8 protein-coding genes and 3 tRNA genes are annotated in these 15,315 nt (G+C 53.9%); 1 reads left to right on the forward strand and 10 read right to left on the reverse strand.

The features are described from left to right. Positions 1 to 126: 126 nt before the first annotated feature. The 3 genes from dapA to prfB form a co-directional block, all read right to left on the reverse strand. The gene (dapA, locus tag MXE39_RS00920) at positions 127 to 1,008 is read right to left on the reverse strand and encodes a 4-hydroxy-tetrahydrodipicolinate synthase (RefSeq protein ID WP_246975977.1); all 882 of its coding nucleotides are present in this window, start codon (positions 1,006 to 1,008) and stop codon (positions 127 to 129) included. A gap of 775 nt (positions 1,009 to 1,783) precedes the next feature. After that, positions 1,784 to 3,316 (reverse strand): lysine--tRNA ligase, encoded by a 1,533-nt coding sequence (gene lysS, locus MXE39_RS00925; protein ID WP_246975974.1) that lies wholly within the window; start codon positions 3,314 to 3,316, stop codon positions 1,784 to 1,786. 177 nt (positions 3,317 to 3,493) lie between these two features. Beyond that, positions 3,494 to 4,595, reverse strand: a protein-coding gene (gene prfB, locus MXE39_RS00930; RefSeq protein ID WP_246975971.1) for a peptide chain release factor 2 whose coding sequence is annotated in 2 segments (ribosomal slippage) — positions 3,494 to 4,516 and positions 4,518 to 4,595 — 1,101 coding nt in all. Because the reading frame shifts where the segments join, the coding sequence is not laid out codon by codon here. Positions 4,596 to 4,897: 302 nt separating this feature from the next. Between prfB and nadC the strand changes: the two genes are divergently transcribed. After that, the gene (gene nadC / locus MXE39_RS00935) at positions 4,898 to 5,743 is read left to right on the forward strand and encodes a carboxylating nicotinate-nucleotide diphosphorylase (RefSeq protein WP_246975968.1); all 846 of its coding nucleotides are present in this window, start codon (positions 4,898 to 4,900) and stop codon (positions 5,741 to 5,743) included. A gap of 230 nt (positions 5,744 to 5,973) precedes the next feature. On the opposite strand, the gene alr is transcribed toward nadC, so the two are convergent. The 7 genes from alr to alaS all read right to left on the reverse strand — a co-directional run bounded on the left by alr (position 5,974) and on the right by alaS (position 14,842). Beyond that, complete coding sequence (gene alr, locus MXE39_RS00940) at positions 5,974 to 7,053, reverse strand: alanine racemase (protein ID WP_246975965.1); 1,080 nt, start codon at positions 7,051 to 7,053, stop codon at positions 5,974 to 5,976. 800 nt (positions 7,054 to 7,853) lie between these two features. After that, on the reverse strand, positions 7,854 to 9,380 hold the full coding sequence (gene dnaB / locus MXE39_RS00945; protein WP_246975962.1) for a replicative DNA helicase: 1,527 nt from the start codon (positions 9,378 to 9,380) through the stop codon (positions 7,854 to 7,856). A gap of 715 nt (positions 9,381 to 10,095) precedes the next feature. Further along, positions 10,096 to 10,172 (reverse strand) — tRNA-Arg (locus MXE39_RS00950). 38 nt (positions 10,173 to 10,210) lie between these two features. Then, positions 10,211 to 10,287: transfer RNA gene (locus MXE39_RS00955), tRNA-Arg, on the reverse strand. A gap of 1,109 nt (positions 10,288 to 11,396) precedes the next feature. Further along, positions 11,397 to 11,490 (reverse strand) — tRNA-Ser (locus MXE39_RS00960). Positions 11,491 to 11,914: 424 nt separating this feature from the next. Next, positions 11,915 to 12,211: a carbon storage regulator gene (locus MXE39_RS00965; RefSeq protein ID WP_246975959.1), complete on the reverse strand. Its 297-nt coding sequence runs from the start codon at positions 12,209 to 12,211 to the stop codon at positions 11,915 to 11,917. Then, positions 12,212 to 14,842, reverse strand: coding sequence for an alanine--tRNA ligase (gene alaS / locus MXE39_RS00970; protein ID WP_246975956.1), 2,631 nt, complete (start codon positions 14,840 to 14,842; stop codon positions 12,212 to 12,214). Positions 14,843 to 15,315: the final 473 nt, after the last annotated feature.

Consider the following 15,315-nt stretch of genomic DNA (forward strand, 5'->3'; position numbering starts at 1 on the left):
GCATGAAAAAGCCGTTGCACTTTGGTTCTCCTCAGGCATCAGTGCCCGCTCTGAATAATATGGTGGCGGGCACAGGGGGAGGTAATGACCTCCCCGGAAAATCTCAGTGAACGGCGGGATAAAAACTTAGATAAGTTCGAGTTCCTGCATGGCCTTTTTAATCTCCTCTCTGGTCTGTGCAGACAGAGGCATAACTGGCAGGCGAACTTCTTCTGAGCACAGTCCCAGTAAGGAGGCACCGTACTTGGCACCTGCAGGGGATGGCTCCTTGAACATTAAGCCGTGAAGCTTCATCAGTCTGTCCTGGAGGGCGCGGGCTTCATCCCACTTGCCGGTCAGGGTCAGTTCCTGAACCTTGTGGACAAGCTGAGGGGCTACGTTGGCAGTAACGGAAATACAGCCGGTACCGCCGGCAACATTATAGCTTACCTGGGTGGCATCTTCACCGCTGAGCCAGGTAAAGTCAGGGCGGGAAATCAGATTGCGCTCCAGCCATGGACGGGCCAGATCGCCGGTGGCGTCCTTGATGCCGGCAATGCGTGGCAGCTGGGCCATACGGGCAACAGTATCAGGGGTGATATTTACAACAGCACGGCCTGGAATGTTGTAAATGAAAATTGGCAGGTCGGTAGCGTCATGAACCATCTTGAAGTGGGCATACAGACCATCCTGATTTGGACGGTTGTAGTAACCGGCTACATGCAGCAGACCGTCAGCACCGGCCTTCTGAGCCTCTACTGAGTAGTGAATGGCTTCCACAGGGTTGTTTGAGCCGGCACCGGCCATGACAGGAACACGCTTGTTGGCTACTTGAGCTACGATTGCGATGACACGGGCGTGCTCTTCTGAGCTCAGGGTTGGACACTCGCCGGTGGTACCGGCAGGAACAATGGCATCAGTACCGTTTTCAATGTGCCACTCAACCAGGCGCTCCAGAGCCTTCTCATTAAGTTTGCCATCTTTGAATGGGGTGATCAGAGCGACTAACGAACCGTGGAAGGTATTCATGGAAGTGGTTCTCCTTAATTGGAAGCGCAGGGTTAACTGGGGGTAAACGTACAGCCGGGCATGATCAGTGTAATGAAAATCATCCCGGTCAGGGCTTGGGGATCCTTATGCTCATGGCTGCCGTGTCAGCAGCGGCTGCGCAGCTGCGCTGTGGCGGCTGCCGCGTGGCTGCAGGGCAGTCGTGCGGCCTGGCAGTGCATAATGTTTTGTAAAGCACAATGGCCTGATGTGGCCCTGGTATGATGTCACAGGGCAGGTGCTGCGCAGCTGCCGGGCAGCTGCAGCCACAGGCTGGCTGCCTCGGGCATGCATATATGCATGCATGCATGCACGCAGACATGCTGCCCTGGCTGCATTTTGCAACCTTGCCTTACGTTACCTGGAAATTCCTATCTTTGCCCGCTGGCGGGCATCATGAGAACGATGCGCAAAATCGTATGTGAAATATAAGCCATGCTGTCAGGCTGTGACAGGCTGTGCGTCTATTGTAGCCGCTGTATACCTGAATGCAGGCCTGAACAGGTGAAATTGTATCAAAACAGGGCAAATTTGCCCTGATCTATGAGTTTCATGGCATGGTCAGTCCTGAGGACTGTGGCCGTAAAAATGTCGAAAAACCAGATAAATATCACCGTTATTATCCATAATTGCTACTCACCTGGGCGTATTAAAACAAAGCCCCGCGCACCTGCGTGGTGCAGGTGGTGGGGCTCTGTGGTGTAAACATACCTGGTGCAGGTGCGGGCCGGAGCCTGCGCCTGCAAACGGGGCAGGTTTACTTGTTGGAATTCTGCAGACGTAAGGTTGGGAACAGAATTACATCACGGATAGTGTGGCAGTTGGCAAAGAGCATGACGGTACGGTCGATACCAATGCCCTCACCGGCAGTTGGAGGCAGACCGTGTTCCAGAGCCACGATGTAGTCCTCATCGTAGTACATGGCTTCGTCATCACCATGATTCTTCTGCTCAGCCTGCTGGCGGAAACGGCCGGCCTGATCATCAGGATCGTTGAGCTCGGAGAAGCCGTTACCCATCTCACGGCCGCCAATGAAGAACTCAAAGCGATCAGTGAAAGCAGGATCCTTGTCACTGCGGCGGGCCAGAGGAGAGATCTCGGCTGGGTAGGAGGTGATGAACGTAGGCTGCTGTAAGTGGTGTTCAGCAACTTCTTCAAAGAGGGCAGCAATGTAGTGACCCAGTACCCAGCCCTTCTGCATCTCAACGTGCAGCTTCTTACACCACTCACGGGCCTTTTCCTCGTCCTCGAGGTCTTCCATGGTGATGCCGTTGCCGTACTTGACCACAGCTTCCTTCATGGTCAGGCGCTCAAATGGCTTTGCAAAGTCCAGATCAAGGCCAGGCTCGCCTTCCTTGCCATAGTGAACTCTGGTATCGCCCAGAACCTCAAGGGCCATCTTGCGGAACAGATCCTCAGTCAGGTCGATGAGGTCGTGGTAGTCGTGGTAGGCCATATAGAACTCAATCATGGTGAATTCAGGGTTGTGGCGAACGTCGATACCCTCGTTACGGAAGTTACGGTTAATTTCGTAAACGCGCTCAAAACCGCCCACTACCAGACGCTTTAAGTAAAGCTCAGGAGCGATACGCAGGTACATGTCCATGTCCAGGGCATTGTGGTGGGTGATAAATGGCCTGGCATTGGCGCCACCTGGAATGACGTGCATCATTGGAGTCTCAACTTCCATGAAGTTGGCAGCATCCATATAGCGACGGATAAAGGAAATAATTTTGGTGCGGATCTGGAAAGCGCGGCGGGACTCCTCATTGGCAATGAGGTCGAGGTAACGCTGACGGCAGCGTGCTTCCTGATCAACAAGACCCTTGTACTTCTCTGGCAGCGGACGTAAGGCCTTAACCAGCAGACGTAAGGAGGTTACATGCAGGGAAAGCTCACCGGTTCTGGTCTTGAAAGCGTAGCCGGTAACACCAATGATGTCACCAAGGTCCAGCTTCTTGAACATGTCCTGGTACTGACCCTCAGGCAGGGCATCACGGGTAACATAGATCTGAATCTTGCCGCCCATGTCCTGTAAGGTAGCAAAAGAAGCCTTGCCCATGATGCGGCGGGTCATGATACGGCCGGCAATGGTGTAGGTATTCTTTTCCTGCTCCAGTACTTCGTTCTCCTTACCCTCGCAGGCTTTGACAATGTCAGAGGAAATGGCATCACGGTGGAAGTCATTTGGATAGGCCTGACCCTGCTCGCGTAATGCATTGAGCTTCTCGCGGCGTTCCTGGATTTGAGAGTTGGTGTTCTCAGTGGTTGGATTGGTATCCTGAGTCATGATTGTTAATACATCCTGAAGAGAAAAAGGACAAAAAATTCTGTGTTGAGGCTGGCAGGGACGGCCATCAGGCCCGTACCTGACCATGGGCAGCCCCGGTACGGGCCATGGGCCCGTCCCGGCCGGCCTGCCCGGGCAGAGAATGCAAGGCCTTGCTCTGCCTGCCCGGGTCAGGGACTACAGGCCCTGCTTGAGGCTGGCCTCAATAAACTGGTCTAAAGAGCCATTGAGCACGCTCTGGGTATCACGGCACTCGACGCCGGTACGCAGATCTTTAACACGGGCATCATCGAGCACATAAGAACGGATCTGGCTGCCCCAGCCGATATCGTCCTTGCTGTCCTCAAGGGCCTGCTGCTCGGAGCGCTGTTTGCGCAGCTCCAGCTCATAAAGGCGTGCACGCAGCTGTTTCATGGCCTGATCACGGTTCTGAAACTGTGAACGCTCGTTCTGACAGCTGACCACAATGCCTGTTGGCTTGTGGGTAATACGCACGGCAGATTCAGTCTTGTTTACGTGCTGACCACCGGCACCTGAGGAGCGGAACACATCCACATCAAGATCAGCCGGATTGATCTCAATCTTGATTTCGTTATCGACTTCAGGATAGGCAAAGGCTGAACAAAATGAAGTGTGGCGGCGGTTGTTGGAGTCAAAAGGTGACTTGCGGACCAGACGGTGAATACCGGTTTCGGTACGCAGCCAGCCGTAGGCATATGGACCTTCAAATTTGATGGTAGCGCCCTTGATGCCGGCAACTTCGCCTTCTGACAGGTCGGTTACAGTACATTTAAAGCCATGCTTTTCGCCGAATTTGACATACATGCGCATGACCATTTCAGCCCAGTCCTGGGCCTCTGTACCACCTGAACCTGACTGAATATCAAGATAGCAGTCGGAATTGTCATGATCCTGGGAGAACATGCGCTCGAATTCGAGCCCGGCTACCTTTTTGTCGAGCTCTTCAAGCTCGCGGGCAGCTTCCTCAAGAGTGCTCTCGTCGTTCTCCTCACGGCCCAGTTCGTGGAGCATGGCCACGTCTTCAAGGCCCTGATCAATTTCCCTGAACATGTTAACAATATGCTCAAGAGTCTGGCGTTCCTTGCCAAGGCTCTGGGCCTGTTCAGGATTGTTCCATACATCAGGATCCTCAAGCAGTCCGTTTACTTCTTCCAGACGCTCTTTTCTGGCATCCAGATCAAAGATACCCCCTGAGGGTCTGAGCACGCTCGCCTATGTCGGCAAGGCGTGTGGTTAAAGATACGTTATCTAACACCATAATCCCTTAAAAATGCGAAAAATACGATAATCAAACAGCCTGTTATTATAACAAATTGCCATTGACTGCGCCTGATATACACGGGCAGAGCCCGGAAAAAATGCTAAAATCCGAAGTGTTGCCTGACAGCGGAGCACAGCCCCGTGCAGGCAGAAAACCATAACATCATGAGCCTCATTTAAGTTACTTTGCCCGGGCTTTGCCCCAGGGGGCATGACAATGAGGTCTGGCTGCCTGCATCAGCCCTCAAAGCAGTGCTCTGACACTGCGACCGGCAGGCTGCCCAGCTGAGGAGAATTGCAATGTTGGCTGAAGATATCAAAGTTTCAGTAGAGCTGGCTCTTAAGGAAGATTTAGGCGGCAAGGTTGATGAGAGCCTTGATGTTACTGCTCAGCTGATTCCGGCCGATCACATTAATGAAGCCACTGTTATTACCCGTGAGCCAGGCGTATTCTGTGGCAAACAGTGGGTTGAAGAAGTCTATGCTCAGTTAGGCGGCGGCGTTGAGATTGAGTGGTTCGTCAAAGATGGCGACCAGCTGGTAGAAAACCAGAAGCTCTTCCACGTCAAGGGTAATGCCCGCATCATGCTCACCGCTGAGCGCACCACCTTAAATTTCGTACAGACCCTCTCTGGCGTTGCCACCCTGGTTAACCGCTATGTAAAGGCCATGGGTGAGACCAAAACCCGTCTGCTCGATACCCGCAAGACCGTTCCTGGTCTGCGTACTGCCCTGAAGTATGCCGTAACCGTAGGTGGTGGTCAGAATCACCGTATTGGCCTTTTTGACATGTACCTCATCAAGGAAAACCACATCATGGCCTGTGGCGGTATCAGCGCTGCCGTAGCCCGTGCCCATGAGCTCAAGCCAGGCACAAAGGTTGAAGTTGAGGTTGAGTCCTTAGCTGAGCTGCAGGAGGCTCTGGATGCCGGTGCCGACATCATCATGCTCGACAACTTCCAGTTTGACGACATGATTGAGGCCGTTAAGGTTACCAATGGCCGCGCCAGGCTTGAGATTTCCGGCAATGTAAACCTCGAGACCATTGGCCGCTATGCCTCCACCGGTGTGGACTTTATCTCCGTAGGTGCCCTGACCAAGAATATTCAGGCCCTCGACCTGTCCATGCGCTTCCACAAGGACTAATCAGGCAGTACTGTGCAGCGCAGTCACCTGCGCTGCAGGCTGCGCCGGTCCCGGCACAGGCCCCGGCAGGGCTGCTGAGACCACCCGGGCCGCCGGCCCATAAAAAAGGGAGTGATACCTCACTGGTATCACTCCCTTTTTTGCCTGATTTGCAGCAAGGCATGGCCCACCATGGCCATGCCTTGCTGCCGCTGCCGCAGCTGCTGCGTCGGCCTCAGCTGCGGATGCTGTCAGATGCTCTCCATGTTTACACGTGGCATGATGTGGCAGACCAGCTCATATGGAATGGTGCCGCACAGGTTGGCTACACGCTCAACAGGCAGGCCCTCACCCCAGAGAATTACCTCATCGCCCACCTTGTCCTTAGCGTCAGGGCCCAGATCAACAAAGAGCATGTCCATGCACACATGGCCTGCAGTAGGGACCATGCGTCCGTTGATGAGCACAGGAGAGCCATTAGGCATGGTGCGCGGATAGCCGTCACCGTAACCTGCGGCCACTACACCAAGAACAGTGTCATAAGGGGCTGTCCAGGCTGCGCCGTAGCCCACCATGGCGCCCTTTTTGATGCGGCGGGTAGCAATAAGGGAGCTCTTGAGGGTCATGACAGGGGTAAGGCCCAGGTCCTCACCTGTTTTGTCAGCATATGGAGAAATGCCGTACATGATGATGCCCGGGCGGACAAAATCGGTGCGGGCCTTAGGCCAGGAAATGATACCGGCGCTGTTGGCAAGGCACAGATCACCCTTGAAGTCTCTGGCTACTTCAAAGAAATACTCTATCTGTTCCTGGTTGTAGTCACTCATTTCAGGAGTGTCTGCTACGCTTAAATGGGAGATAAGACCAACAGGCTGTACCACATGAGGTGAGCTCTCAAGGCGCTGCTTCATCTGAGCCACTTCATCGCGTGAGGCGCCCAGACGGTGCATGCCTATGTCTATCTTCAGCCAGGCATGAACAGGGCGTGGTACAGGGGCGCTTTCGATGGCGTCAATCTGCTCCTGATCGTGAACGGCGGTATAGAAACCCTGTTCGGAAATGGTCACCACATCTTCGGCATTTAAAAAGCCCTCAAGCAGGATTACCGGCTTGGTAATACCGGCCTGGCGCAGCTCCATGGCTTCAGGCAGGCGGGCTACGGCATAGGCATCAACCTTGGGTTCAATGGTCTGTGACACATTGATAAGGCCATGACCGTAGGCATTGGCTTTGACTACGGCAACGATTTTGGATTGAGGGACCAGGGATTTGATCTTGTCCAGATTGGACAGCAGGGCCTGATGATTGATGACGGCAGTTACTGATTTCATCGTAAACAAACAATTGAGCCAAAAGCTTTCCAGCAACACTCAAATCAGGGCGACAGCGCAAAGCAGCCCACTGGCCACAGTACAGCGCAAAGCAACCCATGGAGGCACTGCCAGCGCAAAGCCGCCAGCTGGCCACAGTACAGCGCAAAGCAGCCCATAGCGGCACTGCCAGCGCAGGACCTCATATTGGCCACAGGGCAGCGCAATGGACACAGGACAGTGCAAGGCCGCTGATGGGGCACTGAGGGCACGGGCCATGGCCTGCTGCAGTATTTAACTGGCAGGGCAGGTGTTGATGGAATTGAAGAGAGAGTCAGCCATTTACTGTGCTGAGCCAGGCTGCAGGCCTGGACCGCGCAAGGCACAGCAGCATGAGCACTGAGGCTGTTTCCTGGTAGAGCGGGCTCTGGTCTCACGGCTTTTGGCCGGTCTTAGGTGGGACCGGGGCAGGGCAATACACAAATGAGCTATTGTACAGGATCCGGGCGTAGTGATCTGATCTTAATTGACACTGTGTACAGTAACAGGGCTCAAAATCCCCCGGCTTACTTGCAGCGTACAGCCGCTGCCGGCCCGTCTGACCGGGGCAGCCCCAGATGCGCACAGGCCCTGGTGCAGTGCACAGCCGCTGCCGGCCCGTCTGACCGGGGCAGCCCCCAGATGAGCACAGGCCCTGGTGCAGTGCACAGCTGCAGCAGGGCCTGTGGGGCCGGGCGTAAGCCCGCGCAGGGGCCAGAAGGGCGCACAGGGCACCTCGGTGCACCGGAACGGCACGCCCAGGCGGGCGGCAGGGGCGGTTATCAGTAGTTGATAACGTTGGCGGCAGCGCCGCCTGGAGCGCCGCCAATGCCCGGAGGTGCTCCTATGCCTGGAGGGGCGCCAATTCCCGGGGCTGAGCCAGTAGCCAGGGAGTCGTAGTTGGCCTCGGCATAACCCTTGTCATAGAAGGCTGTGTACTCGCCTACGAAGAAGAGCTCGATATCGGAAGTAGCACCGTTACGGTTCTTTCCTATGATCAGGGTGGCCTGATTGGAGTTGTCCTCGCCGCCCTCGCCCTTGGTGTAAACAGATTCACGGTGCAGGAACATAATCATGTCAGCGTCCTGCTCCAGAGAGCCGGATTCACGCAGGTCGGAGTTTAATGGACGGTGGTCCTTACGGTTATCAACTTCACGGTTGAGCTGCGCCAGAGCAATGATAGGCACCTCAAGCTCCTTGGCCAGCATCTTGAGGGAGCGGGAGATTTCACCAATTTCCAGAGTACGGTTGGCTGCCTTGGTCTGGCTGCGCATCAGCTGCACGTAGTCAATCATGATAACGGACAGGCCGCCGTGTTCCATGTGCAGCTTGCGGGCGCGGGCGCGCAGCTCCAGAGGGGTAATGTCGCCGCTGTCATCGATATAGAGCTTGTCGCGGGTTACATTGTCAGTAACGCAGGTCAGCAGCTTGATCTTGCGGACAATATCCATCCACTGGTCGCTTGATACCTCACCTGCCTTGAGCTTGTTCATGCTGACACGGCCAAAGGTGGAGAGCAGACGCATCAGAATCTGTTCGGTAGGCATTTCAAGGGAGAACACCAGAGCAGGTTTGGTGATGTTCGGGTTCATGGCCACATTAGCCACGATATTCATGGCAAAGGAGGTTTTGCCTACTGACGGACGGGCCGCGATGATGTTGAGGGATCCCGGCTGCAGACCCTGAGTGATATTGTCAAGGTCGGTATAGCCTGTAGGTACGCCTGACATCTTCTGCTCATTTTTGATTTCATCCTGAATCTTCATGAGCAGCTCAACAGCCTTAGGCACGGCTGGCTGAGGACCGGTATCGTTCTGATTGGCCGACTCTACCAGTTTGAAAATCAGACCCGAGGCTTCATCGTAGATCTCACGTGCAGTACGGCCCTCAGGCTGGTAGCACATGTCGATGATGCGCTCGTTAATCTCAATCATGGCGCGGCGCTTGGCCTTGTTGCGGATAATCTGGGCGTACTCGATAACAGCTGAGCTTGGTACACCACTGTTGATGATGAGACTGGCTATATAGGAGCGGCCACCTGCCTTGTCCAGAGTGCCATCAGTTTCAAGCTGATCGGAGAGCACAGTAGGATTGAAGTCATCTGAGCTTGCTGAGCGGGTCAGAATGGCAGCGTAGATAATACGGTTTTTCTCCGAGGCAAATTCCTCAACCTCGAGAGTTCCTATAGCATCAGAGATGGCAGTAAGCAGAGTTCCTTCCTGGATAATTGCGCCAAGCAGATTGCGCTCGGCATCAAGATCAACTGGAGGATCTTTAAAAGCAGGCTGATTCAGGTCGAGATCACTCATTGCCATTCTCCATTAACAGGTGAAAAAACCAGGACAGTATAGCCACAACTTCAGGTCGGTGCCAGGCCCATGGACCCACGGTGCGCCCCTGGTATCTTTCCCTGTATTCATGCCAGCGGCCGCCCTCAAAATGACAAATCCTGATATGTGTTATGTCCAGGTTGGGGACATGTTTTGGCCTCAATTGCAGCTTTGGACCCAATGCCTGTCCGGGATAATATTTTTTTCTCAGTGCCGCAGTCAGGCCCTGCAGGGCCACCCGGCCATAAATTCAATTACGCATGAAATAACGGCCCGCAAGCCTCAAATCACAGCCCCAAAAAAATATACAGCCAGACCCAATAACAGCAGGTCAAATCGCAGTACAGTCAGAGCAGCCATCTCCGCCTGAAAGGCCATCTGTGCGGACTTTACATCACACACAGGCATCCGCCCTCCTGACGGACATCTCCAGGAGGTGACGGCTCCTGCTGCCGCAGACGCTGCCTGCATGCCATGAAGCATCCGGATACACATCATCAGGCGCTCGGAAGCAGATGGCGGTGGGCCACTGTGGGCTTATGCGGATGTCGGATGGGAGCAATTAACAGAACGGGATGTGCAGAATACAGAAACGACAAAACCCGGCTTCTTTATTCAAGAACCGATGTTCAATTGTTTGGAGGTGATTTATAAAAGAATTTATAAAGGAGGGAGAGACATGCTCTAAAAGAAGTGGCGCACCCGAAGAGATTCGAACTCCTGACCGATCGGTTCGTAGCCGATTACTCTATCCAGCTGAGCTACGGGTGCGCTGTGTTGACAAACAAAAACATAAAGCAGCGATTTAGTGGCGCACCCGAAGAGATTCGAACTCCTGACCGATCGGTTCGTAGCCGATTACTCTATCCAGCTGAGCTACGGGTGCATCGTTACTTTGATATGCTTCCGCTTATCAAGTGGCGCCCATTATAGCAAAAAGTTTTGACGTGGCAAGCATTTTTAAAAAAAATTTTACGCCGATTTTGCAAAAGCAGATATGGATGCTTGCAAAAGGCCATGTATATCTGATCCGTAATGCGATACGCACCCGATTTTTTTCTAAAGAAAAAACAGCTCCATGACGGCTGCATGAGCACTTTGGTCGTCAACAACCCGGTTCATGCTCCCGAAAACAGCTCTCGCAGCCAGCAGATCACCCTCACCAGTGCACCTGCTGTGCCTTAGAGCTGCGCGGTCAGTGCCAATTGCCTGCACAGGATGCTTTATGGGCAGTCAGCATGAGCAATGTCCTTGGCCTGCAGCAGGATGCTTTATGGGCAGCCAGCATGAGCAATGTCTTTTGCCTGCAGCAGGATGCTTTATGGGCAGTCAGTATGAGCAATGTCCTTGGCCTGCAGCAGGATGCTTTATGGGCAGCCAGCATGAGCAATGCCCCTGAGTGCCCGCAGCTCACAGTACTGTGTCCAGCAGCAAAGAGCAGATAAACTGCTACAGCTCCCTCTGGCGCAGTTGAAGGTAAAGTGGCAGCACAGGCTGTCAGTACGCTCCACCAGGCGGCAGGACGTGACCTTATGATTGTAATGCAGCAAAGATAATTTATAAAAGTTAAGGTAATGTAACCGTGGAGAACATTTAACTTCACGGCAGAATGAATCATGCCGCAGGCAACGCAGCAGGCAGAGAAGGCAGACCGGATTAGCAGGCAGACTGCTCATGAGGGCATGCGATGATGTGCTTTGCTCAGAGCTGTGTATGACGCAGCACTATGGCTGGGCGTGCAGCCGGGGTGATGGGGTGTGCTGTGAGCGCAGATCTGGCGGTCGGGGTATGGGATGAGCTGCTGAGATTCTGGAGTTTGCCGGGACCTGTCTCTGGTAATCTGGAGAGCTGGTTATTTGGGGGCAGTGAGAGTGGGAGATTCTTGTTGCAGGCTGGTTGTGAGTTGCCCGCAGGGACTGGGATTAGATGGGTGTCATAGATACAGACATCAGATAATAAAAAAACAGCATGAAGCTGTCTTTTATTTCACATCGGTGGCGGAGAGAAAGGGATTCGAACCCTCGATACAACTTTTTGGTCGTATGCTCCCTTAGCAGGGGAGTACCTTCAGCCTCTCGGTCATCTCTCCGCGACTGTGTGCGCGCATTATCAGGGTTTTAGCACATGATGTCAAGCAATTTCCTTAATATTTTTACATGAATTTAACGACGGAGTGCGTAGCTGCGTGCATGGCGGCCATATATATGCCTTTCTTCATGTTTTTTCGTCTGGTTAAAAAGAGCCGGGTTATTTGCTGAATGGTGCCTGTTTTTTGGGCGTGCATTCCCGACACGCAGTCACCGGTAAGCAGGCATTCATTGGCTGCGTCAATGGGCAGTGATCAGTAGCCAGGCGGTTGCTTTGAGGTGCCAGGTGAGGCGGCGGGCTGACAGGAGGGTGGTGGCGGGCATGATGGAGGGTGGCAGGGATAGCCGGTGGCTGGCTGCCGGGGAAAAAAACGGGCAGCCCCGTATGGGGTGCCCGGTTTTCCTGAAGAGGGTGAGATCAGTGCATCAGGAGCGGCCGTCATGGAGATCGCCGTCTTGTGCATCGCTCAGAGCGTCGCTCAGAGCGGTACCATCACCTGACTGGCTCTGGCAGTCATCATCCTCTTCCTGGCTGTCAGTATCGGCATTAAGTGAGCATGCACTCAGGCGATCACTGCGCAGCAGTGAGTCGCGTATGATTCTGCAGCTTGACGGGGCTTCAATACCCAGTCTCACCTTGCCTGACTTAAGCTCAACAACGGTAATGGTAATATCCCTTCCGATATGAATTTTCTCACCTTTCTTCTGGGATATTACGAGCATTTACAGGTGCTCCTGTAAGAATGGGTCTACAGCTGCAATGGCTGCATCCAGACCGTCCTTGTTGGTACCACCGGCCTGAGCCATGTCAGGACGGCCACCGCCCTTGCCATCTACGTGAGCGGCAACAGCGTTGACCAGATCACCGGCCTTGAGCTTTGAGGTCAGATCCTTGGATACGGCAGCAATGAGGTTGACCTTGTCGGTCTTCTCATCAACACAGCCCAGGACTACTACACAGGTCTTGAGGGTGTTCTTGAGCTCGTCTACAGCAAGACGCAGTTCGCGCATGGAGTAGCCGTCAACCTTGCGGGCAACAACCTTGACGCCTTTGACCTCGGTGGCCTCATGGGCAAAGTTTACGCACTCAAAGTGTACGAGCTTCTCCTTTAAGAGCATGTTCTCATGCTCGATGGAGCTGGTGTGCTCAATCATGTAGCGGGCACGCTCCACGAAGCTGAAGTTGTCAGTCTTCATGATATTGCATGCCTGAGACACGATGCGGGAAACGGCCTGCTGGTACTCAATGGCAGCCTCACTGGTCAGAGCCTCAATACGGCGTACGCCTGAGGCAATGGACTCATCGGAGACAATCATGAAGTAGCCCAGATCACCGGTGCGCTCAGCATGGGTACCGCCGCACAGTTCCTTGGAGTCGCAGCCCATGGTAACTACGCGTACTTCACCCTCATACTTCTCATCGAACAGAGCCATGGCACCGGACTGCTTGGCCTCATCGAGGTTCATGATGTCGGTGACAACAGGGCTGTTGTTACGGATAAAGGAGTTGACCAGAGCACTTACCTGCTGACGCTCCTGAGTGGTAAGAGGCTGTGGGTGAGAGTAGTCAAAACGCAGACGGTCAGGACCAACAGAAGAACCCTTCTGGTGGACGTGATCGCCCAGTACCTGGCGCAGAGCTGAGTGCAGCAGGTGGGTTGCAGTGTGGTGAGCTGCAATGTCCTTGCGGCGCTTTGAGTTGACAATGGCACGGCACTGGTCGCCGGTCTTGAACTCGCCCAGCTCAACACGGCCTACGTGAATGGTGGCCTTGCCTACAAACTTTGTGTTCTCAACGATAAAGAGATTGTTGCCACAGCGGATTTCGCCGGTATCGCCAATCTGACCACCCTTTTCAGCATAGAAAGGAGTGTTGTCCAGAACGATAACAGCCTGCTCGTCAGTGAGAACTTCGCTGCACTCTTCAACGCCCTTGAACATGGCGATGATTTTGCCCTCATCCTCGGTACGGCCATAGCCTGAGAATGTGGTCTCAGCGTTGAGCTTGAGCTCCTTGTTGTAGTCGATGCCGAAGGCGGAGGCAGACTTGGCGCGCTCACGCTGCTTGTTCATCTCGGTCTCAAAGCCGTCCATGTCCACGATGTAGCCACGGTCACGTACTACGTCCTGGGTCAGGTCAGCTGGGAAGCCGTAGGTGTCATAGAGCTTGAAGACAACCTCACCTGGGATGGTGCGCTCGGCGCCCAGCTTCTCCAGCTCGGAGTCAAGCAGTGCCAGACCACGGTCCAGGGTGTTGAGGAACTGCTCTTCTTCCTTCTTGAGGGTGCGCTCGATAAGAGCCTGCTGCTCAACCAGCTCAGGATAGGCCTTGCCCATGAGCTCTACGAGCTTTGCTACTACCTTGTAGAAGAATATGTCCCTGGCGCCCAGCAGACGGCCATGACGTACGGCACGGCGGATAATGCGGCGCAGTACATAGCCACGGCCCTCATTGGATGGCAGTACGCCATCGGCAATCAGGAAGGAGCAGGAGCGGATGTGGTCGGAGATTACGCGCAGGGACTTGGAGGACTTGTCAGAAACACCAAGGATCTCGGCAGCTGAATCAATAAGGCCACGGAACAGGTCAATGTCGTAATTGGAGTGTACGCCCTGGAGCACGGCAGCAATACGCTCAAGGCCCAGACCGTTGTCGATCATTGGCTTGCCCAGTGGCTCAAAGGTACCGTCGGCCTGACGGTTGTACTGCATGAACACGATGTTCCAGATTTCGATGAAGCGGTCACCGTCTTCCTCAGGTGAGCCTGGAGGGCCGCCCCAGATGCCTTCACCGTGGTCGTAGAAAACCTCGGAGCATGGGCCGCAAGGACCGGTATCGCCCATCTGCCAGAAGTTGTCAGAGTTATAGCGGCCGCCCTTGTTGTCACCGATACGTACGATCTTCTCAGCTGGCAGACCGACAATGTCGTGCCAGATGTTGTAGGCTTCGTCGTCCTCGGCATATACGGTTACCATTAAGGACTCTTTTGGTAACTTGTAACCCTCGGTTAACAGCTCCCAGGCGTAGGTAATGGCTTCTTTCTTGAAGTAGCCGCCGAAGCTGAAGTTACCCATCATCTCAAAGAAGGTGTGGTGACGGGCTGTGTAGCCTACATTGTCCAGATCATTCTGCTTGCCGCCGGCACGTACACACTTCTGTGCAGTGGTAGCGTTGATGTATGGTCTTCTGTCCTTGCCAAGGTAAATATCCTTGAACTGGTTCATACCGGCATTGGTAAACAGAAGGGTAGGATCGTTGTAAGGAACGAGAGAACTGGAACGAACAATCTCGTGATTATGATCCTTGAAGTAATTGAGAAACGTGGAACGTATCTCGTCGGTTGTCATGTACATGCGAAAACTCTTGTCTGTTCACAAGTGGAAGTGATCTGACGCCGCCATGAAGGAATATGGGCAGACTCAGGACTTGCTGTGGTATCGCCCTGCAGACGATACGGGCCGGTTCAGTAAGTCCCGGCTGACCATGAGCAGGCCGTCAGGCCGCTTTGATGCCGCAGTGCTCACAGATCCTTTCAGGAATCAGGCGTCCGTGCCTGAAAGCCCGAAGCCCTGTTGATGCATACGGCTGAAAATCCGACTCAATTAAGGCATTACCAGCATATACCTGCCAGGTATTTTCGGTAAGCAACTGGGGCACCATCCTGCAGCAGCTGCATGCAGGGAGGTCTTATCCAGCCCCGGGATTTATTAAAGCCTGATCCTGAATTATACCTTTATCCGCACTGGACAAAGGAATATTTTTATATTTCTCTGCCCGGCCTTTTGCAAAGCAAAAAGTACTCTGACAGCCGCGCCCATCAGCACCT

Origin of the sequence: Anaerobiospirillum sp. NML120511, from assembly GCF_023050955.1 — a bacterium.
Lineage (GTDB): Bacteria > Pseudomonadota > Gammaproteobacteria > Enterobacterales > Succinivibrionaceae > Anaerobiospirillum.

Excerpts from the sequence above, each read along its gene's own strand:
- dapA (WP_246975977.1), bottom strand. The coding sequence starts at position 1,008 with ATGAATACCTTCCACGGTTCGTTAGTCGCTCTGATCACCCCATTCAAA.
- lysS (WP_246975974.1), bottom strand. The coding sequence starts at position 3,316 with ATGACTCAGGATACCAATCCAACCACTGAGAACACCAACTCTCAAATC.
- nadC (WP_246975968.1), top strand. The coding sequence starts at position 4,898 with ATGTTGGCTGAAGATATCAAAGTTTCAGTAGAGCTGGCTCTTAAGGAA.
- alr (WP_246975965.1), bottom strand. The coding sequence starts at position 7,053 with ATGAAATCAGTAACTGCCGTCATCAATCATCAGGCCCTGCTGTCCAAT.
- dnaB (WP_246975962.1), bottom strand. The coding sequence starts at position 9,380 with ATGAGTGATCTCGACCTGAATCAGCCTGCTTTTAAAGATCCTCCAGTT.
- MXE39_RS00965 (WP_246975959.1), bottom strand. The coding sequence starts at position 12,211 with ATGCTCGTAATATCCCAGAAGAAAGGTGAGAAAATTCATATCGGAAGG.
- alaS (WP_246975956.1), bottom strand. The coding sequence starts at position 14,842 with ATGTACATGACAACCGACGAGATACGTTCCACGTTTCTCAATTACTTC.